The sequence below is a fragment of the Parafrankia sp. FMc2 genome, from assembly GCF_041008525.1.
Taxonomy (GTDB): Bacteria; Actinomycetota; Actinomycetes; order Frankiales; family Frankiaceae; genus Parafrankia.
Map to the genome: position 1 here is coordinate 195,638 of NZ_JBFLUG010000001.1, position 18,456 is coordinate 214,093.

At 73.3% G+C, this 18,456-nt stretch carries 17 protein-coding genes and 1 pseudogene; 9 read left to right on the forward strand and 9 right to left on the reverse strand.

Features of this window, described 5'->3' with window-relative positions; translation table 11 throughout:
* Window positions 1–108: 108 nt before the first annotated feature.
* Window positions 109–846, reverse strand: coding sequence for a phosphoglyceromutase (locus AB1460_RS00910; protein ID WP_368958589.1), 738 nt, complete (start codon window positions 844–846; stop codon window positions 109–111).
* Between the two features lie 430 nt (window positions 847–1,276).
* On the opposite strand from AB1460_RS00910, the gene AB1460_RS00915 reads away from it, so the two are divergent.
* A complete protein-coding gene (locus tag AB1460_RS00915; RefSeq protein ID WP_368958591.1) occupies window positions 1,277–1,711 on the forward strand; it encodes a Fur family transcriptional regulator in 435 nt (144 codons plus the stop codon).
* 7 nt (window positions 1,712–1,718) lie between these two features.
* Window positions 1,719–2,897, forward strand: coding sequence for a YgfZ/GcvT domain-containing protein (locus AB1460_RS00920; RefSeq protein WP_368958592.1), 1,179 nt, complete (start codon window positions 1,719–1,721; stop codon window positions 2,895–2,897).
* 106 nt (window positions 2,898–3,003) lie between these two features.
* On the opposite strand, the gene AB1460_RS00925 is transcribed toward AB1460_RS00920, so the two are convergent.
* The 5 genes from AB1460_RS00925 to AB1460_RS00945 form a co-directional block, all read right to left on the reverse strand.
* The gene (locus AB1460_RS00925) at window positions 3,004–4,353 is read right to left on the reverse strand and encodes a transcriptional regulator (protein ID WP_368958594.1); all 1,350 of its coding nucleotides are present in this window, start codon (window positions 4,351–4,353) and stop codon (window positions 3,004–3,006) included.
* Window positions 4,354–4,775: 422 nt separating this feature from the next.
* Window positions 4,776–5,948, reverse strand: a complete 1,173-nt coding sequence (locus AB1460_RS00930) for an ABC transporter ATP-binding protein (RefSeq protein WP_368958596.1) — start codon at window positions 5,946–5,948, stop codon at window positions 4,776–4,778.
* Complete coding sequence (locus AB1460_RS00935) at window positions 5,945–7,297, reverse strand: extracellular solute-binding protein (RefSeq protein WP_368958597.1); 1,353 nt, start codon at window positions 7,295–7,297, stop codon at window positions 5,945–5,947. The genes AB1460_RS00930 and AB1460_RS00935 overlap by 4 nt, the downstream gene beginning before the upstream one ends.
* A gap of 21 nt (window positions 7,298–7,318) precedes the next feature.
* On the reverse strand, window positions 7,319–8,212 hold the full coding sequence (locus AB1460_RS00940; protein WP_368958598.1) for a carbohydrate ABC transporter permease: 894 nt from the start codon (window positions 8,210–8,212) through the stop codon (window positions 7,319–7,321).
* A complete protein-coding gene (locus AB1460_RS00945; RefSeq protein WP_368958599.1) occupies window positions 8,209–9,171 on the reverse strand; it encodes a carbohydrate ABC transporter permease in 963 nt (320 codons plus the stop codon). Before AB1460_RS00945 ends, AB1460_RS00940 begins: the two co-directional genes overlap by 4 nt.
* Window positions 9,172–9,554: 383 nt before the next feature.
* Here AB1460_RS00945 and AB1460_RS00950 point away from each other — a divergent pair, with 383 nt between their 5' ends.
* The 4 genes from AB1460_RS00950 to AB1460_RS00965 all read left to right on the forward strand — a co-directional run bounded on the left by AB1460_RS00950 (window position 9,555) and on the right by AB1460_RS00965 (window position 13,448).
* The gene (locus AB1460_RS00950) at window positions 9,555–10,913 is read left to right on the forward strand and encodes a DUF349 domain-containing protein (protein WP_368958600.1); all 1,359 of its coding nucleotides are present in this window, start codon (window positions 9,555–9,557) and stop codon (window positions 10,911–10,913) included.
* Between the two features lie 106 nt (window positions 10,914–11,019).
* Window positions 11,020–11,889 (forward strand): helix-turn-helix domain-containing protein, encoded by an 870-nt coding sequence (locus AB1460_RS00955; RefSeq protein ID WP_368958601.1) that lies wholly within the window; start codon window positions 11,020–11,022, stop codon window positions 11,887–11,889.
* A gap of 41 nt (window positions 11,890–11,930) precedes the next feature.
* Window positions 11,931–12,398, forward strand: a complete 468-nt coding sequence (locus AB1460_RS00960) for a hypothetical protein (RefSeq protein ID WP_368958602.1) — start codon at window positions 11,931–11,933, stop codon at window positions 12,396–12,398.
* A 129-nt stretch (window positions 12,399–12,527) separates the two neighbouring features.
* A complete protein-coding gene (locus tag AB1460_RS00965) occupies window positions 12,528–13,448 on the forward strand; it encodes an aldo/keto reductase (protein ID WP_368958603.1) in 921 nt (306 codons plus the stop codon).
* 165 nt (window positions 13,449–13,613) lie between these two features.
* Here AB1460_RS00965 and AB1460_RS00970 read toward each other — a convergent pair.
* Window positions 13,614–14,036, reverse strand: a pseudogene (locus AB1460_RS00970) (DUF1269 domain-containing protein); the annotation flags it as partial.
* 128 nt (window positions 14,037–14,164) lie between these two features.
* Here AB1460_RS00970 and AB1460_RS00975 point away from each other — a divergent pair.
* Window positions 14,165–14,686 (forward strand): O-acetyl-ADP-ribose deacetylase, encoded by a 522-nt coding sequence (locus tag AB1460_RS00975; RefSeq protein ID WP_368958604.1) that lies wholly within the window; start codon window positions 14,165–14,167, stop codon window positions 14,684–14,686.
* Here AB1460_RS00975 and AB1460_RS00980 read toward each other — a convergent pair.
* Window positions 14,655–15,473 carry a class I SAM-dependent methyltransferase gene (locus AB1460_RS00980; protein WP_368958666.1) on the reverse strand — a complete coding sequence of 273 codons (819 nt, stop codon included), beginning with the start codon at window positions 15,471–15,473 and terminating at the stop codon, window positions 14,655–14,657. The genes AB1460_RS00975 and AB1460_RS00980 overlap by 32 nt on opposite strands.
* A 230-nt stretch (window positions 15,474–15,703) precedes the next feature.
* Between AB1460_RS00980 and AB1460_RS00985 the strand changes: the two genes are divergently transcribed.
* Together AB1460_RS00985 and AB1460_RS00990 are read left to right on the forward strand one after the other, a co-directional pair.
* Window positions 15,704–17,083 (forward strand): glycosyltransferase, encoded by a 1,380-nt coding sequence (locus AB1460_RS00985; protein WP_420497152.1) that lies wholly within the window; start codon window positions 15,704–15,706, stop codon window positions 17,081–17,083.
* Window positions 17,084–17,162: 79 nt separating this feature from the next.
* Window positions 17,163–17,657 (forward strand): YbjN domain-containing protein, encoded by a 495-nt coding sequence (locus AB1460_RS00990; protein WP_368958605.1) that lies wholly within the window; start codon window positions 17,163–17,165, stop codon window positions 17,655–17,657.
* A gap of 37 nt (window positions 17,658–17,694) precedes the next feature.
* Here the strand turns inward: AB1460_RS00990 and AB1460_RS00995 are convergent, their stop codons facing one another.
* Window positions 17,695–18,285, reverse strand: a complete 591-nt coding sequence (locus AB1460_RS00995; RefSeq protein ID WP_368958606.1) for an FABP family protein — start codon at window positions 18,283–18,285, stop codon at window positions 17,695–17,697.
* Between the last annotated feature and the right edge of the window lie 171 nt (window positions 18,286–18,456).

Consider the following 18,456-nt stretch of genomic DNA (forward strand, 5'->3'; position numbering starts at 1 on the left):
CCCAGCCGGCCGACCCGAACCCGGCCGTCAGCGGGCCGAGCTGACCAGCCAGGGGCAGGCCAGCTCCGCACGCTCCGATACCTTCTGTCTTCTGTCTTCTGCTGTCCTCTACTTCTTCTTTCCCTGCGCCGCGACCGCGGCGGCGGCGGTCTCGGCCGCGTCAGGGTCCAGATAGCCCGAGTCCACCACCTTCAGGTCGTCGCCGAGCTCGTAGCGCAGCGGGATGCCGGTCGGGATGTTCAGGCCGGCGATGTCCGCGTCGGAGATCCCGTCCAGGTGCTTGACCAGCGCACGCAGCGAGTTGCCGTGCGCGGCGACCAGCACCGTCCGGCCGGCCTGCAGGTCCGGGACGATGGCGTCATACCAGTAGGGCAACATCCGGATCACGACGTCCCGCAGGCATTCGGTCAGTGGGATGACGTCGGGAGCCAGGTCGGCGTAGCGCTCGTCCACGCCGCTGACCTGGCCCGGCTCGAGGGGCGGGGGCGGAGTGTCGTAGGAGCGGCGCCAGAGCATGTACTGCTCCTCGCCGAACTTCTCCAGCGTCTCAGCCTTGTTCAGCCCCTGCAGGCCGCCGTAGTGCCGTTCGTTCAACCGCCAGTGACGCCGCACCGGCACCCAGCCGCGCCCGGCGGCGTCGAGGGCGAGCCAGGCGGTGCGGATCGCACGGGTGAGCAGTGAGGTGTGCACGACATCCGGCAGCACCCCGGCCTCCCGGAGCAGCTCACCGCCCCGCGTCGCCTCCTTGAGGCCCTTCTCGGAAAGATCGACGTCCACCCAGCCGGTGAACAGGTTCTCGCGGTTCCACGTGCTCTCGCCGTGGCGGAGCAGGACGAGCGTCGGCATAGGTGAATCCTGCCCGCTCGGGCCGGTCCTCGGCCAGTGTCACGGCGTCGTCCCGCAACGCAAAACCCCCGGGTTTCCACTCTGCCTGGTAGGCGGAGTGGGCCGTCGGGACTGATCGACGGCACCCGGGGGCCCGGTGTCTGTCTGGTACTCGCCGGCGCCGGTGCCCGAGGGCCACCCGGCAGGGGGTGAGGACCACGAGACCGGCTAGCGGACAGTCACCTCACGAGTCCTATGTGCATACAAAGCGCGGACCACCTCCCTTCTCGTGTACCGGGAACGCTACGCGCGCCACGGGGGCGCCGCAATCTGTTTTTCCGGCGGGTCGTCCGCGTCACTCGTCACGGCCTGTTCGCGGTCGCCCGTTGTGAACCGTTCGAACGGCAACCGCACGGCACGGCAACCGCACGGCACGGCCTAGACTCACTTCATGGCGGCCGACGTCGATAACTGGCACACCCGGCTGCGCGCGAGCGGGCACCGGCTCACGCCGCAACGGCAGCTCGTGCTGGAGGCCGTCGCGAAACTCGGGCACGCCACTCCGGAGGCGATCGTCCACGAGGTCCGGCAGACCGCGAGCGCGGTGAACATCTCCACCGTGTACCGCACTCTCGACCTGCTCGAGGAGCTCGAGCTTGTCTCCCACGCACATCTCGGGCACGGCGCGCCCACCTACCACGTCACCGGAGTTGATCCCCATGTGCACCTGGTCTGCGGCGCGTGCGGCGCCATCCAGGAGATCTCACCGGAGCGGCTCGCCGGCATCGTCGGCGAGCTGCGCGCCGAGCTCGGCTTCGTGGTCGACATGGACCACCTGACACTGGCGGGCCGGTGCGCGGAGTGCGTGGCCCTCGGCCGGCGTTGAACCGGTCATGAGCACCGACACCGAGGCCCTCCGCACCGCCCCGGCCCCCTCCCCGCTGCTCGGGTGGCCGGGCGCCGTCGCCGCCGCCGAGCCGGATGCCGCGGTCGCGGCCCACTACGGCGACCCGCTGCGCGAGCAGCGCCTGGCCACGACAGGGGCCGCACTGGTCGACCGCTCCAACCGCGAGGTGGTGCGGATCACCGGTCCGGACCGGCTGACCTGGCTGCACAGCATCACCTCCCAGCACCTGTCCCAGCTCGCCCCGATGCACGGCACCGAGGCGCTGGTGCTCTCCCCGCACGGCCACGTCGAGCATCACCTCGTGCTCGCGGACGACGGCGCGGCCGTCTGGATCGACGTCGAGCCCACCACCTCCGGGCGGCTGCTGTCGTTCCTGAGGTCGATGCAGTTCATGCTCCGCGTCGAGCCGACCGAGGTGACCGAGGGCGTCGCCGTGCTCTCGCTGGTCGGCCCGCGGGCGGACGAGGTCGCCGCCGCCGTGTTCGGCGCCGATACCGTCCCCGCTGCCGGTGGCGGCGCCGGCACAGCCACGAGTGCCGGTGCGGTGACCACCGGCCCCTACCCGGTCGGCCAGGCCGGGGCGGCGGGCGAGGGCCATCGCCCGCTGCTGCGGCGGATGCCGTACGGCCTGGACCTGCTCGTGCCGCGCGCCGACCTCGCCGCCACCGCCGACCGGCTGCGGGCCGCTGGTGCCACACCCGCCGGTCTGGGCGCCTTCGAGGCGCTGCGGATCGCCGACCGGCGGCCCCGGCTGAACCGGGAGACCGACCACCGCACCATCCCGCACGAGGTCGGCTGGCTGACGAACGCCGTCCACCTCGACAAGGGCTGCTACCGCGGCCAGGAGACCGTGGCACGGGTGCACAACCTCGGCCGCCCGCCCCGTCGCCTGGTGCTCCTGCACCTGGACGGCATGGTGGCGGCCCCGGGCTGCGCGGTCACCGCGGGCGGGCGGGCCGTCGGCTTCGTCGGCTCGTCCGAGATGCACCACGAGCTGGGCCCGATCGCGCTGGCCGTGGTGAAGCGGTCGACCGGCGCGGGCGCCCCGCTGGTCGTGACGGATCCGGACGGGGCGCAGGTCGCGGCGACGATCGACCCCGAGGCGGAGCTGGCCGCGCCGACCCGGCCCGCGGGTCGACTGCACCGTCCGGGCACCGAGGGCTGACCTCGGGCTGGCCGGGCCCCGCAGACAGGCCGGCCGGGCCAGCGGGAAGGGCGGCCAGGGCCAGCGGACGACCCGTCCACGGTCGGGTCGTCCGGGCCAGGGCCGCTCAGGCTATCCGGGCGAGGGCCTGGTCCAGCTCCCGGGCGAACGAGGCCGACGAGTGTCGGCGCAGCCGGCGCCGGAGCTCGTCCGCCCGCCGGCTGTTGCGCTTCGACCGGGTCGACTCCAGCATCGGCAGGGCCTCCCGGGCGATCGAGCATCCGGCGTCGAGGTTGCCGAGGTCCATCTGGACGGCCGCCCGCCGCAGCATGTAGGTGGCCCGGTCGCGGGTCCGCTCGTTGGTGCGGATCGCCAGCGATCGCTCCAGCCACCGGTCGGCCTGGACGAGATGGCCGAGGTCGATGTAGCAGCTGCCGACCTGCGCCTGGTACTCCGCGTCGTCGAAGTAGGCGGACCAGGCCGGGTCCTCGGAGCGGGCCTCGACGAACGCCGCCTCGGCGCAGGCCAGGGCCTGCGCGCACAGGCTGGACTCGCCGAGCGCCGCGTGGGCGCGGGCGCGGCGCATCTGCAGCATGGCCGCGACCCGCCCGCCCGCGCGCCGGGCGCTGGTGACGGCGGCCTCCGCCAGGTCGACGGCCTCCCGCGGGCGGGCGAAGTCGACGCACTGCAGGGACATGTTCTTCAGGACGTTGGCGCCGAGCATCCGGTCACCGGCCGCGTGCGCGGCGTGCAGGGCGGTCACCCAGTACCGCTGCGCCGCCGTCTGGTAGCCGGAGTCGAAGGACACCCAGCCGGCGAAGCGGGCAAGCTCGGCGGCCACCAGGTGCAGGTGGCGGCCGATCGCCTCGGTGTAGGAGCCACGCGCGAGCAGCTCGGCGACGACCCCGAGCTCGGCGTCGACGAGGCGGCGGACGCTCTCGCCACCGAGGCGCTCGTCCATCACCCGCAGGCCCGGGATGTTGTGCTCGATCCGGTTGACGATCTGCTCGTCCACCCGCCCGCCGGCGAGGGCCGCGTGCAGTCGTGCCGGCTCCAGGCTGAGCCACTCCGACGACAGCGCGGCGACGCCCGGCCCGGTGATGGTCAGGAAGCCGCGCCGGTCGGTCAGCGCGTCCTCGACGACGTCCATCAGCGCGGTGACACTGCCGGTGGACGACCACGGGTACTCGGTGCGGACGGCGTCACCCGTCGGGAGCCACGCCGGCCAGGGGTGCGACTCGAGCCGGTCGGCCGGGACGCCGAGCTCGGCGGCGAGGGCCAGCTGGGAGACCCGGTCCGGCACCACCCCGCGGTGTTCCCAGCGCCAGACCTTCTGCCGCTCCGCGGCCATGTTCGCGACGCCGAGATCTCGGGCACGCCGCGCGACGACGCGTGCCAGCCGTTGGTAGGACCACCCCCGCTGGGCGCGGACGAAGGCGAGTGGGTGGGTGCAGGCGTGGGCATTGTCCGTCAGCATCGGCGTATCTCCTCTGAGTCGCTGACACAGTCGATTGCGTGACCAGCTCGCAACGCTATGTCGCGACATCTTCGTGTCCCAGGCAAGAGGAGAGTGCGATGTGTGCGGAGAGGTAACGCACGGACCACTTCGCAGCGCTGATTGCACGGTTCGCGCACCTACGCGCGTGCGACCATCCCCGACATCGCCCCGCAGAAGCCAGATGGGGCACACGAAGGGACAAGCCAGGCGGTGTCGCACGGCCGGGCGACGCAGACCGCCAGTGGGAACCCCGTCCGGGTTACGCCACGATTGCCCTGGAATGATCTTTCACCATCGGCGGCCCGCCCGACCAGGGACCAAGGTCCGTCTCTGCACCCACGAGCAGACACCAAAGCCAACAGCACACCTCCGGACCGAGACCGGACGAGCCGGGCCTGCGGTCAGGAGGGCTGGCGGGCCTGCGGGACGGTGAGCGCCCGGCCGTCCGGGCCGAAGCAGAGCAGCGCCGTCGCGGGCGCCGTCACCGTCACCGGCTCGTCGGGCACCACCGGGACGGCCGCGTCCACCCGGACGCCGACCATTCCCGCGGCCGTTCGCACGTACATGGTCCGCTCGGCGCCGAGGCGCTCGGCGACGACCACGTGCCCCTGCACGCTGAACTCGCCGCCCGCGGAGGGGCCGCTCGCAGAGGGACCGCTTGCAGAGGGGCCGCTCGCGCCACGGACGAGGCGCAGGTGCTCCGGCCGGACCCCGACGGCGGTGGCGGTGGCCGGCGCCGGGGCGGCGAAACCGGGTCCGCGCAGCCGGCCGTCCGACCAGGTGCCCTCGAAGACGTTCATCGGCGGGCTGCCGACGAAGGTCGCCACGAAGCGGGTCGCCGGCAGGTCGTAGATCGCGTCCGGGGTCCCGATCTGTTCGATGGCCCCGTGGTTCATGACGGCGACCCGGTCGCCGACCGCCATCGCCTCGGCCTGGTCGTGCGTCACGAACACCGCGGTGGTGCCGAGCCGGCGGAGCAGGTCGACGATCTCCACCCGCAGCTCGACCCGCAGCTTCGCGTCCAGCCCGGACATCGGCTCGTCGAGGAGCACGACCCGGGCGCGGGTCGCGATCGCCCGGCCGATGGCCACCCGCTGGCGCTGCCCGCCGGACATCCGGGCCGGCCGCCGCCGGGCCAGGTCGGCGATGCCGAGCATCCGCAGGGTCTCGGCGGCGCGGTCGCGCGCGTCCGCCCGGGACATCCCGCGCCCGTACCGCAGGGCCAGCACCAGGTTGTCCGTCGCGGACAGATGCGGGTACAGGGCGAAGTGCTGGAAGACCATCGAGACGTCCCGCTGGTGCGGTGGGACGCCCACCTGGCTGCGGTCGTCGAACAGCAGGTCGCCGGCGGTCGGCTGGTCGAGGCCGGCGATGATGCGCAGCAGCGTCGACTTTCCCGACCCGGACGGCCCCAGCAGCGCGACGATCTCGCCCGCGGCGATGGTGAGGTCGACCCCGGCGAGGGCGTGCACGGGGCCGAAGGTGCGCCCGATGCCCACGGCCGCGATCCGCGCCCCCGCGACCGCGGTGACCTCGCCCGCCGTCACCGGGCCCCGCCCGTCATCGGAGGTCATCGGGTCAGTGCCTCCGCCTCAGCCTGGGCCGCGGCCAGGGTCTGGTCGATGTCAGCGCCGCCCATGATCCGCACCACCTGGTCGGACATGGCCTGCGGCAGCTCCCCGCCACGCGCGCCGCCCCAGGAGGGGGGCGCCACCAGCGACGGCGCGAGGTCGTTGAACGCCCGGAGCTGAGGGTACTGCCGGTACAGCGGCTCCAGCCGGGCCAGCGCCTCGGTGTCGACGGGCAGGTAGCTCAGCGATTCGGTGCTCGCCACGATGACGTCCGGTGCCAGCAGGGAGACGACCAGCTCGGTCGCCATCTCCCGCTGGCACTGGTCCTCGGCGAGCACGGTCAGCGCGTTCCCGCCGGCGACCGGCGCCTGGGTTCCGCCCGGCAGGATGGGGAACGGCACCGCACCGGCGCGGAACCCGTTCTCCCCCTGGTCCTGGATGAACCGCAGGCCGCCGGCGAGCGTCGCCACCGTCACCATCGTCATCGCGGTCTCCTTGCGGATCCCGAACCGGGGCAGCCCCTGGCTGGTCGGGCTGTCCGACTGCGGCCCGTAGCTGGCCACCCTGGCCAGGAACTGCGCGGCCGCCCGCGCCTGCGGGGTGTTCAGCCGCGGCCGGCCGGCGTCATCCTGGATGGGCGCGCCCCCCGACGAGGCGAGGTTGTTCAGCGTCCACTGCGCGAACCCCTGGCCGGTCGGGATGTCGATCGGCTGGATGTCCTGTCCGGAGGCCCGGATCTTCTCGGCCGCGGCGATCACGCCGTCGGTCGTCGTCAGCGTCGCCGGGTCGACCCCGGCGCGTTCCAGGACGTCGAGGTTGTAGGCGAGCGCGAGCGTCGAGACCTGCTGGGGGATGCCGATCTGGCGGCCGCCGACCTGGCCGAGCGGTGTCATCCGCTGGTCGTAGGACGCCCGAAGCAGGCGCGGGGACAGTTCCTGGGCACCGAGCTGCGCGGCGAAGGTCGGCAGCACGTCGAAGCCGGCGACGGCGACGTCGGCCTGCTGGCCGGCGGACCGGTCCGCGCCGAGCTGCTGGACCAGCGCCGTGTAGGTCGGCGCGGTGGAGACGATCTCCACGGTGAGCCCGGGATGCGCCCTCTCCAGGTACGCCTTGCCGGACCTGGCCACGTCGTTCAGATTGGCCACCGCGTACATCCGCAGCGTCTTCACCTGGGCGGCGCACCGGGGCGAGGCCTTCGCCCCGGCGACGTCGTCGACGCCGGCCGTGGCCGGCCGGGCGGTCGGGCGCAGGCTCTCGGACGGGTCGGGCGTCGAACCGCCCCCACTGCACGCCGCCAGCGTGACCAGGGCTGCCGCGACGGCCGCGGGCACTGCCCGCCGGATACGGATCACGTTTCCTCACTCATCGTCATGTCAGTCCCCCTGACCGGTGCCCGAGACGCCGGCTGCCAGCCGGCGCTGGGCCACGATGAACACGAGCAGGGTCGGCAGGCTGATGATGAGTGATCCCGCGGCGAGCTGGGCGAAGTCGGGCAGGGCGGAGCTCCTGCTGGTCAGCCCGGCCAGGGCGAGCGGCGGGGTGGCGATGTCCGGCGACCGCGCCACGAGCAGCGGCCACAGGTACTCGTTGAACGAGAGCAGGAAGCTGAACACGCTCACGGTCGCGATCGCCGGGGCGCACAGCGGGACGACGACCCGGCGCAGGGTGCGCGGCGTCCCGAGACCGTCCATCCGCGCCGCCTCGAGCACCGACGCCGGGATCGTGGTCATGTACTGGCGCAGCAGGAAGATCATGGCCGCGTGGGTCATGAACGGCAGCACCAGGCCGACGCGGGTGTCGGCGAGTCCGAGTGCCGAGATCGTCACGTAGTTCGGCACCGCCGTGACCTGCGGCGGGACGAGCAGCGTGGCAAGCACCACCCCGAAGAGCACCGACCGCCCGCGGAACGGCACCCAGGCGAACGCGTACGCCGCCGGGATCGCGGTGAGCAGCTGGAGCGCCAGGATCGCGAGACTGACGCCCACGCCAGTCAGCAGCGCCGGCCCGAGATCGGCCGCCCGCCAGGCACTGTCGAAGGCCCGGAAGCTCACCGAGGACGGGAGCGGGCTGGCCGACATCCCGAGCGCGTTCTGCGGCGGCCCGAGGGCCGTGCGCAGCATCCAGAGGAACGGCAGAAGTGCCGTGGTGACACCCACGGCGAGAAACGCGAAGCGCGCCGTCCCGGACAGGGCCCGGGCCGGCCGCAGGCCTGCCCGCGCTCCACCGGAGGCCGCCGCCGGCGGCGCGCTCGCCGCCTCCCCCGTCAACGCCGGGCTCCTTCCAGCGCGGGTGCCTCCCCGGCAGGCGCCGTCCCGGCAGGCGCGCCCGCGTCCTCGCGGGCCACCCGCAGGCGCCGGCCGAGCAGCGCACCGGCGGCGCCGATGAGCACCACGGTGACCAACAGCAACAGAGCGATCATGGATGCGTAGCCGATCCGGAAGGAACCGGTGAAGCCGACCTGGTAGATGTAGTAGATGATCGTCGTGCTGGAGTCGAGCGGACCGCCGTCGGTCAGCACCGCGACCGTCTCGAAGGTCTGCAGGGTCAGGACCGTGACGAAGACCGCGAGGAAGACGGTCGTCGGGCCCAGCAGCGGCAGCGTGATGTGGCGCAGCCGCGCCAGCCCGCGGACGCCGTCCACCTCCGCCGCCTCGTAGACGGAGGGCGGGATGGCGGTGAGCCCGGCCAGGTAGACCACGAACACGAAACTCGTCAGCCGCCAGCCCCCGACCAGCGCGACGACCGGCAGCGCCGTGTCGCTGTCGCCCAGCCAGTTCTGCGGGTCGACACCGACGACGCCGACCAGGGTGTTCGCCAGGCCGTCCGGACTGGCGTCGAAGATGTACCGGAAGACGACTGCCATTGCCACGATGTTCGCGCTTGCCGGCAGGAACAACGCAAAGCGGACCGCAGGCCGGCCACGGGTGACGCTGTTCGCGGCCAGCGCGAGCAGCAGGCCGAGCACAACGGACGGAATGACCGTCAACAGGCAGTAGACGAGCGTGTTGCGGACGGCCCGGCCGAGATCAGGGTCGGACAGTGCCTCCCGCAGGTTCGCGGTGCCCACCCAGTGAAAGTCGACACCGGTGAGCTTCTTGTCCGTTCCCGCGACAAAGGCGGACACGGCCGCCGGCCCGATGACGAACACGCACAGCCCGACCAGAGCCGGGGTCACCAGGGCGGCTGCGCGCCAGCCGTCACACCCGACCCTCGTACGCTCCGCCACGGTTACGCATCTTGGCCCCGCAGGGACGCGTGCGCACGCACCGGGTGCGGGAAAAAGGTGACCAGGCGGGTCATTTCCGAACTATTGGCTGGTGACCGCCCGGCGAGGTGCTGACGACGTGACGCTTCTCGCGGCTGTGCCCCCGCCTGGCCCGCACCGCCAGGCCACACCCCCGGGCCTGCACCTGCGCTGCCAGGCCTGCGCTGCCAGGCCCCGTATCGCCAGGCCTGTACCGCCAGGCCGGTGGGCAGTGGGCTGTGCCGCGGAGCGCCGCGCCGACAGAGAGGCCACACCGGCGCACCGGGCACCCACCAGGGGCCCGCGGACTTCCCACCAGATCCGATACCCGCGGACGGTCCCCTTCCGGGCCGATGCCTGCAACAATGGCAGGCATCTTGATGTCGATCTTCGGGAACGCGATGAGTGACCGCAGCGACGGCGGACGCGACGACAGCGCACGCCTGGGCACCGGACCTGGCGGGCCTGCCCCCCGCCCCGACGGGAGCGGGCCTCCCAGCGCGCGCAGCGCCGACCGGGTGAGCGACGACCAGCCCCCCTGGGGCCGGGTCTCCTCCGACGGCACTGTGTATCTGCGTACCGCCGACGGCGAGCGGGCCGTCGGCTCCTGGCGCGCGGGCAGCCCGGAGGAGGGCCTCGCCCACTTCCGGCGCCGGTACGACGATCTGGCCGCCGAGGTCGAGCTGCTGGAACGGCGGCTGACCGTCAGCGGTGTCGACCCGGCCGGCATCGCCGGCAGCGCACGCCGGCTGCGCGAGGGCCTCCCCCAGGCCGCGGTCGTCGGTGATGTGGAGGCACTCGCCGCCCGTCTCGACGCCGTCATGGCCGCGACGGACACCCGCCGCACCGAGCTGGCAGCCGAGCGCGCCCGCCGGGTGGCCGTCGCGGTCGCTGCCAAGGAGGAGCTGGTCACCGAGGCGGAGCAGCTCACCCGCAGCTCCGAGTGGAAGGCGACCAGCGAGCGCTTCCGCACGATCGGCGACGAGTTCCGCGCCATCACCGGGGTCGACAAGCGGACCGACTCGGCGCTGTGGCGCCGGATCGCCGCGGCGCGGGACGAGTTCACCCGCCGGCGCACCGCCCACTTCGCCGCCCTCGACACCCAGCGCTCCCGTTCCCGGGAGCGCAAGGAAGCGATCATCGCCGAGGCCGTCAGCCTGTCGGATTCGTCCGACTGGGGCCCGACGACCGCCCGTTACCGGGCGCTCATGACCGAGTGGAAGTCGGCCGGCCGGGCGGCGAAGGACGTCGACGACGAGCTGTGGGCACGTTTCCGTGCCGCACAGGACGCCTTCTTCAGCCGGCGCAACGCCGTGAACGCCGAGCGCGACGCGGAGCTGCGGGAGAACCAGGCCCGCAAGGAGGAACTGCTCGCCGAAGCCACCGCGCTCGACCCGGCGGACGTCGAGCGGTCGCTGCGCCGCTACCGCGAGATCCAGGGCCGGTGGGACGCCATCGGGCACGTGCCCCGTGAGGTCGTGAACAGCCTGGAGCGTCAGCTCAGCTCGATCGGCGACAAGCTGCGCGAGGCCTCGGACGCCCGCTGGGACCAGCGTGAGATCAACGAGTCGCCGTTCCTGCGCCGGCTGCGGGAATCGATCGCGAAGCTGGAGACGAAGCTGGAGCGGGCCCGGTCGAACGGGCGGACCCGCGAGATCACCGAGACCGAGGCCGCGCTGGCGACCCAGCGGGCGTGGCTGGCCCAGGCCGAGAAGCAGGGCTGACTGGCACGCCCGGAACGCCCGGTGTGCTAACTGCCCGCTTGCCGAAGCTAGCATTGCGTCGTACGTTCGTCTGGTGATGCGGCGTACCTGCGGAGGTCGGTAACGGGTGGCAGCTATTCATGTGCGGGATGTCGGCGACTTCATCCGGGAGCAGCGTCGCGGCGCCCAGATCTCGCTGCGTCAGCTCGCCCGGCAGGCCGGGGTGAGCAACCCGTACCTGAGCCAGATCGAGCGTGGGCTACGCCGGCCGTCAGCCGAGATCCTCCAGCAGATCGCGAAGGCGCTGCGGATCTCCGCGGAGGTCCTCTACGTGCAGGCCGGCATCCTGGACGAACGTGAGGGCGGCGAGGATCTCCTCGCCGCCGTCCACGCCGACGACACCCTGACCGAGCGTCAGAAGCAGGTCATCGTCGACATCTACGACGCCTTCCGCCGGGAGAACGCGCTCGCCGGAGCGGGCTCGACGGCACGCCCGGCCGCGATGCGGCCCGCGGGCACCGACACAAAGACCACGGAGACCGCCGCCGGGCTCGCCGACGAGCATCCCGTCATCGACGCGGAACCTGCCGCTGCGACGGAGCCCGCCGCTGTCACGGAGCCTGCCGCCGAGGCGGATGTGGTGCCCGACGTCACCACCGCCCCGGCTGCCGCAGCCGCCGCCTCCCCCGCCGCGGGTTCCCCGGGCGGGGCGGGGGCGCGGCCGCGGGCCACCGGCACCCGGCGTGCCACCAGGTCCACGCGCTCACCATCGAAGACCACGTCCGCCAGCACCAGCGGAACGCCCAACGGCACAGCCGGGGCGACCGCCGGTGGAAGCGGCGCGACCGCCGCGCCCAGGCGTTCCACCGCCCGCACCTCGGGGGACGGGCGCCGGGCGCCGCGTAGCAGCGGTACGAAGGCCGCCACGGAGCCCGGCGGCACGGCAGAGCCGGCCGCCCCGGCGCAGCCACCGTCCGCTGACGACGGCACCACCTGACCCAACACCGCCACAACCACCGGAGATCACTAGGAGATCACATGGCCACCGCCCGAACCAGCGCGAAGGCGAAGAGCGAAGCCGCGTCCACGTCCGACGTCCGTAAGCCGCTGTACGCCTCCGTGGGCGCCGCCGACCTGGCGGTCGAGAAGCTCCTGACGATCCCCGCGGCCTACGGGACGGAGGTCCGCCGCATCTCGGACCGGGTCAGCCAGATCCCGGCGCAGGCGGCGCGGGTCCCCGTCCAGGTCAGCTCGGCAGTTCTCGCACTGCCGGTCACAGTGGGCTCGCAGATCTCGGGTCTGCAGGGCCGCGCGACCGACCTGTACAACTCCTTCGCGAGCCGCGGGGAGAAGCGGGTGGCGGGCATCCGGCGCAGCCCGGCGACGGAGGAGGCCGTGAAGCAGACGCGCACCGCGACCAGCCAGACGCGGGCCGCGCGCACCTCGACCCGCAAGGCGGCCAGCGCCGCCGCCCGCGCCGTCAGCGACGCGGCGACACCCCGCTGACGACAGCACCACAACGGGACAACGCACCAACTCCGCGCGTCGCGGGCCGGGCCCCTGGCAGGAATCGGCCCGCGACGCGCGTGTTGTTATCAGGGCATGCGTTATCGCCCCCTGGGATCTTCGGGTCTGATGGTCTCCGTCGTCGGGCTCGGCTGCAACAACTTCGGCTCGCGGGTGGACCTGGCCGGTACCCGCTCCGTCGTCGACGCCGCCCTGGACGCCGGCGTCAACTTCTTCGACACCGCCGACACCTACGGGAACAAGGGCGGCTCGGAGACCCTGCTGGGGCACGTACTGCGCGGCCGCCGTGACGAGGTCGTCCTCGCCACCAAGGTGGGTAACGACATGGGCGGCATGTACGGCCAGGACTTCAACGCGCGGGCGTCACGCCGCTACATCCGCAAGGCCGTCGAGGGGTCGCTCAGCCGCCTGCAGACCGACTACCTCGACCTCTACCAGCTGCACAACCTCGACGCGTTCACCCCGATCGAGGAGACGCTGGAGGCGCTCGGCGAGCTTGTCCAGGAGGGCAAGGTCCGCTACGTCGGCTCGTGCAACCTCGACGCCTGGCAGGTGTCGGACGCCGAGTGGACCGCACGCGCGTCCGGGACGACCCGCTTCATCTCGGCCCAGAACCACTACAACCTGCTCACTCGGGACGTCGAGGCCGAGCTCGTCCCCGCCACGCTCAAGTACGGCATCGGGGTGATCCCGTACTTCCCGCTGGCCAACGGCGTCCTGAGCGGCAAGTACCAGCGCGACGAGGTCCCCCCGCCCGGCACCCGGCTCGCCGGACGGCAGGACGAACTCACCGACGAGCTGTTCGACCGGATCGAGACGCTCGAGACCTTCGCCCGCGAGCGGGACCGTTCACTGCTCGACGTCGCGATCGGCGGGCTCGCCGCCCAGCCCGGGGTCGCCTCGGTCATCGCCGGTGCGACGAGCGCGGCGCAGGTGCGGGCGAACGCGGCCGCCGGTCAGTGGCAGCCGCGCCCGGACGACCTCAGCGTCCTCGACAAGATCGCGCCCACCCGCCGCCCGCTCGCCTGACGCCCGCGGCGGCCTGGCTCCCGGGGTCCCGGTCCCGCTCCCGAGCTCGGTTGGGTGCTCGGTTCGGTGCTCGCCCCCGAGCTCGGTCCGGAGCTCCTGGCCGCGCAGCGCGCGGATCAGCGCCTCCTCGCGGTCCCGGGGCATCGAGGTTCTGATCACCATCGGCTGGTAGTCCCGCAGGGCTTCGACGACACCCGGCTGTGAGCGGCGGACCAGGACGAAGACGGCGGCCCGGCCGGGCTGCAGACATCCGGCGACGCGCCGCACCATGGCGGTGTCCATCGTCTCGCCCGTGACCAGGCGGCCGGTGACGGCGCCGCCCGCCGCGCCGACCAGCAGGCCCGCCACCGGCGCCAGGAAGGCGGCGCCGACCGCGGCGCCGCAGACCGCCCCGCTGACGGCCGCGGATCTCAACCGGCTGGCCGGATGCCGAACCCGGACCCGGCCCGCCTCGTCGCGCCAGGCGACGGCCTCGTCCGCGAGCTCGACCATGCCCGCCCGCGACAGCCTGCGGCACAGCTGCCGGACCCGCTCCGCCTGCTTCCTGCTGCTGAACCCGAGCACGACAAGTTCTGTCACGTCCCCCATCGCATCGCAGACAACTGACCGCTGGCAAACCGACAGGCCACCCGACAGGCCAGGCCACCCGACAGGCCAGGCCGAGCAGCCAGGCCGAACGGCCACGCGCCCTGCGGGCCCCTCGGTACAGTGGCCGCATGATCACCGTGCGGCTCGTCCAGGGTGACATCACCGACCAGGCGGTGGACGCCGTCGTCAACGCCGCGAACTCGTCGCTGCTCGGCGGGGGCGGGGTCGACGGCGCGATCCACGCCGCCGGTGGTCCGGAGATCCTCGCGGCCTGCCGCGAACTGCGCGCCACCACGCTCCCCGGTGGCCTGCCAACCGGCGAGGCGGTCGCGACCACCGCCGGGCGCCTGCGGGCCCGCCACGTGATCCACGTCGTCGGCCCGGTGTACACCCCCGGTGAGGACCGGTCCGGGCTGCTGCGCTCGTGCTACACGCGGGCACTCGCGGTGGCGGACGAGCTGGGCGCCCGAAGCCTCGCCCTGCCCGCGGTCAGCGCCGGCGTCTACGGCTGGCCGGCCCGCGACGCCGCCGACCTCGCGCTCGACGCCGTCCTGACCACCACCGCCGCCGTCACGGAGGCCAGGTTCGTCCTGTTCGACCGGCGCATGCTGGACGTCTTCACCGAGGCCCTGGCGGCCAGGCGACAGTGACCTCCCCCAGCCGCCAGCGGCGCGGGCCGTCGAGGACGGGCCAGCCCTCCCGCCGCAGCAGCGCGGCGGCGGCGATCCAGCGCTGGCGCGGTCCGAACGTCCCCCGCGGTGCCACCCGCTCCCAGGCCAGGTCGAACGCGGCGAGCAGCGTGTGGACGTCCTCACCGGGCACGTTGCGGGCGATCAGCGCCTTGGGCAGCCGCGGCGCCAGGTCGGAGGGGCGGAGCAGGCTCGGCAGGTGCGCCGAGAACGTCAGGGTCGCCGGGGCCCCGCCCGCCCCGAGGGTGAACCAGCAGGCCCGGCGGCCGATCTCGTCGCAGGTGCCCTCGACCAGCATCCCGCCGGTCGACAGCCGTCCCGCCATGGCCGCCCAGGCCGACCCGACGGCCCGCTCGTCGTACTGACGCAGCACGTTCATCGCCCGGATCACGACCGGGCGGTGCCCGGCCAGCTCGAACCCGCCGAGGGCGAACAGCAGCCCGGGCGGGCGCGCGGCGGCCTGCGCGGCAGCGACCCGTTCGGGGGCGAGCTCGAGGCCGACGACCCGCACGTCGGGCCGCACCGGGCGCAGCCGTTCGTACATCTCCACCGTGGTGACCGGTGATGCCCCGAAGCCGACGTCCACGACCAGCGGGTCGGCGGCGCGGCGCAGCGGCGACCAGGCGGCGGCGGCCAGCCACCGGTCGACCCGCCGCAGCCGGTTGGGTGCCGTGGTGCCCCTGGTGGGCACCCCCTGGGCCCGCGCCCGGCCGGCGGCAAGGCGGGGTTGGCGCCGCGCCACTGTCACTCCGCTCACACCCTCCTCAAAACACCGGCCGCGAACCCCCTGGTCACGCAGGGTCGGTCGGAATGGCACCCACTCGGCGCGGGCACAAACAGCTGGTACCGAGTGTGCCGGGCGGGCATAGGACGGACACCGCCCGGCGTTGTCGACGTTGGCGATGACTGTCACGTCCGGTTCATATTGGTCTCGTCGCGTTTGGTCTCGCCGCGTCGGTCCCGTTCTGGAGGTGGTTGGTGCACCTGGTCGATGGCATGCCGCCGGCCCGTGGTGAGGGCGTCCGGCCGAGGAAGCCGTCGCGGGTGGCGATGCTCTCGATGCACACGTCACCGCTGGAGCAGCCAGGAACCGGTGATGCGGGCGGGATGAACGTCTACATCATCGAGCTCGCGCGCCAGCTCGCTGCTCTCGGTACCGAGGTCGAGGTGTTCACCCGTGCCGTGAGCAGCCGTCTCCCGCCCACCGCGGAGATCGTTCCGGGAGTGACGGTACGCCACGTCCCGGCCGGCCCTTACGAGGACATCGGCCGCGCCGAGCTGCCCGCCTGGCTGTGCGCGTTCACAGCGGACGTCCTGCGCACCGAGGCCGGGTACGAGGCCGGCTGGTTCGACGTCGTCCACTCGCACTACTGGTTGTCCGGGCAGGTCGGCCGTTCGGTGGCCCGGCGGTGGGGCGTCCCGCTGGTGCACACCTCGCACACCCTGGCGAAGGTCAAGAACGCCTCGCTCGCGGATGGCGACCGCCCTGAACCCGAGCTGCGGCTGCGCGGCGAGCAGGCGGTGATCGACAGCGCGAGCCGCCTCATCGCCTCGACGCAGACCGAGCGCCGTCACCTGACCGACCTCTACGGCGCCGCGCCGAGCCGGGTGGACGTCGTCGCCCCCGGCGTCGACCTGGACGTCTTCCGCCCCGACGGTCCCCGGCCCCCTGGCGGAGACGACAGGGGCGCGTCGGACGGCGGGCCGGAACGCCGGCCGGACAGTGGAGCGCGGGCCGCCCGCGTGCGACTCGGTTTCGACCCCGACGCCCAGATCCTGCTGTTCGTCGGGCGGATCCAGCCGCTGAAGGCACCGGACGTCCTGCTCGCCGCAGCGGCCGACCTCATCCGCCGCGACCCGCGGCGGCGCGGGCGGCTCGCGGTGGTCGTCGTGGGCGGGCCCAGCGGCTCCGGCCTCGAGCGCCCCGACTCGCTGGTCAAACTCGCCGCGGAGCTCGGCATCGCCGATATCGTCCACTTCCAGCCCCCGGTCCCGCAGGAGCAGCTCGCCGACTGGTACCGGGCGGCCACCGCGGTCGTCGTACCCAGCCACAGCGAGAGCTTCGGCCTGGTCGCGGTGGAGGCGCAGGCGTGCGGCACCCCGGTCGTCGCCGCCGCCGTCGGCGGGCTGTGCACCGCCGTCGAGCACGGGACGTCCGGTGTCCTCGTCCACGGCTGGAACCCGGCGGACTACGCCGACGCGCTGGAGCGCATCCTCACCGAAGAGCGGTGGCGGCGCCACCTGTCAGCCGGCGCCCGGGCGCGGGCCGCCGGTTTCGGTTGGAGCGCCACCGCCCGGGGCGTCCTCGCGAGCTACCAGGCGGCGGCCACGGCTGTGCCGAGGGCGCTGGCCGGCTAACGTCAGCGATGGGGCCGCCGGTCCCGCCGCCCGCCGCCCGCCGGCTTGACCCGCACCGCATCCGGGGAGATCCCTGCTCATGACGGCACCCATCGACATTTCCGAACGTACCCGGCTCGACGACGTGATCAGTGCCGCGCTGGACGATCTCGGCGTGTCCTACGAGCACGCCGACACCGGTGCCTTCCTGGTGGCCCTGGAGGGCGAGCACAAGCTGCGCACCATGACCTGGCTGGTGGTGCAGGACCACACCCTGCTCGTGGAGGCGTTCTTCATGCGGGCCCCGGCGGAGAACGCCGCCGGCACCTACGGCTTCCTGCTGGGCCGCAACGCGCGCACCTACGGAGTGCACTTCTCCATCGACCGGGTGGGCGACATCTTCCTGACCGGCCAGGTCCCGCTCACGGCGGTCAGCGCCGAGGAGATCGACCGGCTGCTGGGCTGCGTCGGCTCGTACGCCGATGACAACTTCGACCCCGCCATCGCGCTCGGCTTCGCCGGCGCCATCGAGCGTGAGCGGGCGTGGCGGGCCAAGCTCGCCGCCGACGCCGGCAGCGCCGCCCGCCCCACCTGAGGCTTCGCCGCCCGCCCCACCCGGGGCTTCGCCGCGTTCAGCCCCTGACGCGCTGCAGGCGGGCCGACAGGTGCGACTGCAGCGGCTTGCCGCCGGCCTCCATGTCGATCGCGTAGGCCAGGTCACCGCCCTCGACCAGGCCGTACAGCCGTACCGACCGGGTGACCTCCCGGGCGGTCGCCGTCCTGATCAGAACGTTCGAGTCAAGGTCGATCCGGGTGCCGACGACCGTGCCGACGTAGATCTCGGCGATGCCGAACGGGTGCGCCAGCGTCACCTCGACGACCGGGCGGCGATCGGCACTGCCGTCCGGCCCGGGATCGCCGGACGGCGGCTGCACCCGCCAGAAGCCGGTCTCGGTGGCGAGCGGGCTGCCCGGCTCGCGCCCGTCCCGCGGCTCGTCGGCCCACCAGGTGTGCGAGACGTAGCCCAGCGACGGGCGCCCGTCGGCGGCGAAGGTGATCTCCTGCCCGTAGCGGAACGACTCGAGGCCCTCGTAGCCGCCGACGCCCTCACCGCGCCAGGTGCCGACCAGGAACGCCAACGGGAGCAGGCTCGCGTGCAGATCGGGCGGGGCCGCCGCCGCGACCGTGCCCGTGCCCGTGTCGCCGGTCCGGTCCGTTCCCATCGGTGCTCCGCTCCTCGCCCGCCGGCTCAGCGCCGGCCCCCGTACAACTTGTAGACCGCATAGCCGGAGAACCAGGCGATGAGCATCGCCATGGCCACCAGCAGGCCGCTCATGAAGTAGTGCAGCACGGAGCACAGCCTAGTGCCGTGACTGAACGGGTTCGTAGGCGTC

What these genes read in the sequence shown, in the direction of transcription:
- AB1460_RS00960 (WP_368958602.1), top strand. Translation starts at nt 11,931, where the DNA reads ATGGCCACCGCCCGAACCAGCGCGAAGGCGAAGAGCGAAGCCGCGTCC.
- AB1460_RS00930 (WP_368958596.1), bottom strand. Translation starts at nt 5,948, where the DNA reads ATGACCTCCGATGACGGGCGGGGCCCGGTGACGGCGGGCGAGGTCACC.
- AB1460_RS00910 (WP_368958589.1), bottom strand. Translation starts at nt 846, where the DNA reads ATGCCGACGCTCGTCCTGCTCCGCCACGGCGAGAGCACGTGGAACCGC.
- AB1460_RS00920 (WP_368958592.1), top strand. Translation starts at nt 1,719, where the DNA reads ATGAGCACCGACACCGAGGCCCTCCGCACCGCCCCGGCCCCCTCCCCG.
- AB1460_RS00965 (WP_368958603.1), top strand. Translation starts at nt 12,528, where the DNA reads ATGGTCTCCGTCGTCGGGCTCGGCTGCAACAACTTCGGCTCGCGGGTG.
- AB1460_RS00950 (WP_368958600.1), top strand. Translation starts at nt 9,555, where the DNA reads ATGGCAGGCATCTTGATGTCGATCTTCGGGAACGCGATGAGTGACCGC.
- AB1460_RS00990 (WP_368958605.1), top strand. Translation starts at nt 17,163, where the DNA reads ATGACGGCACCCATCGACATTTCCGAACGTACCCGGCTCGACGACGTG.
- AB1460_RS00925 (WP_368958594.1), bottom strand. Translation starts at nt 4,353, where the DNA reads ATGCTGACGGACAATGCCCACGCCTGCACCCACCCACTCGCCTTCGTC.
- AB1460_RS00975 (WP_368958604.1), top strand. Translation starts at nt 14,165, where the DNA reads ATGATCACCGTGCGGCTCGTCCAGGGTGACATCACCGACCAGGCGGTG.
- AB1460_RS00995 (WP_368958606.1), bottom strand. Translation starts at nt 18,285, where the DNA reads ATGGGAACGGACCGGACCGGCGACACGGGCACGGGCACGGTCGCGGCG.
- AB1460_RS00915 (WP_368958591.1), top strand. Translation starts at nt 1,277, where the DNA reads ATGGCGGCCGACGTCGATAACTGGCACACCCGGCTGCGCGCGAGCGGG.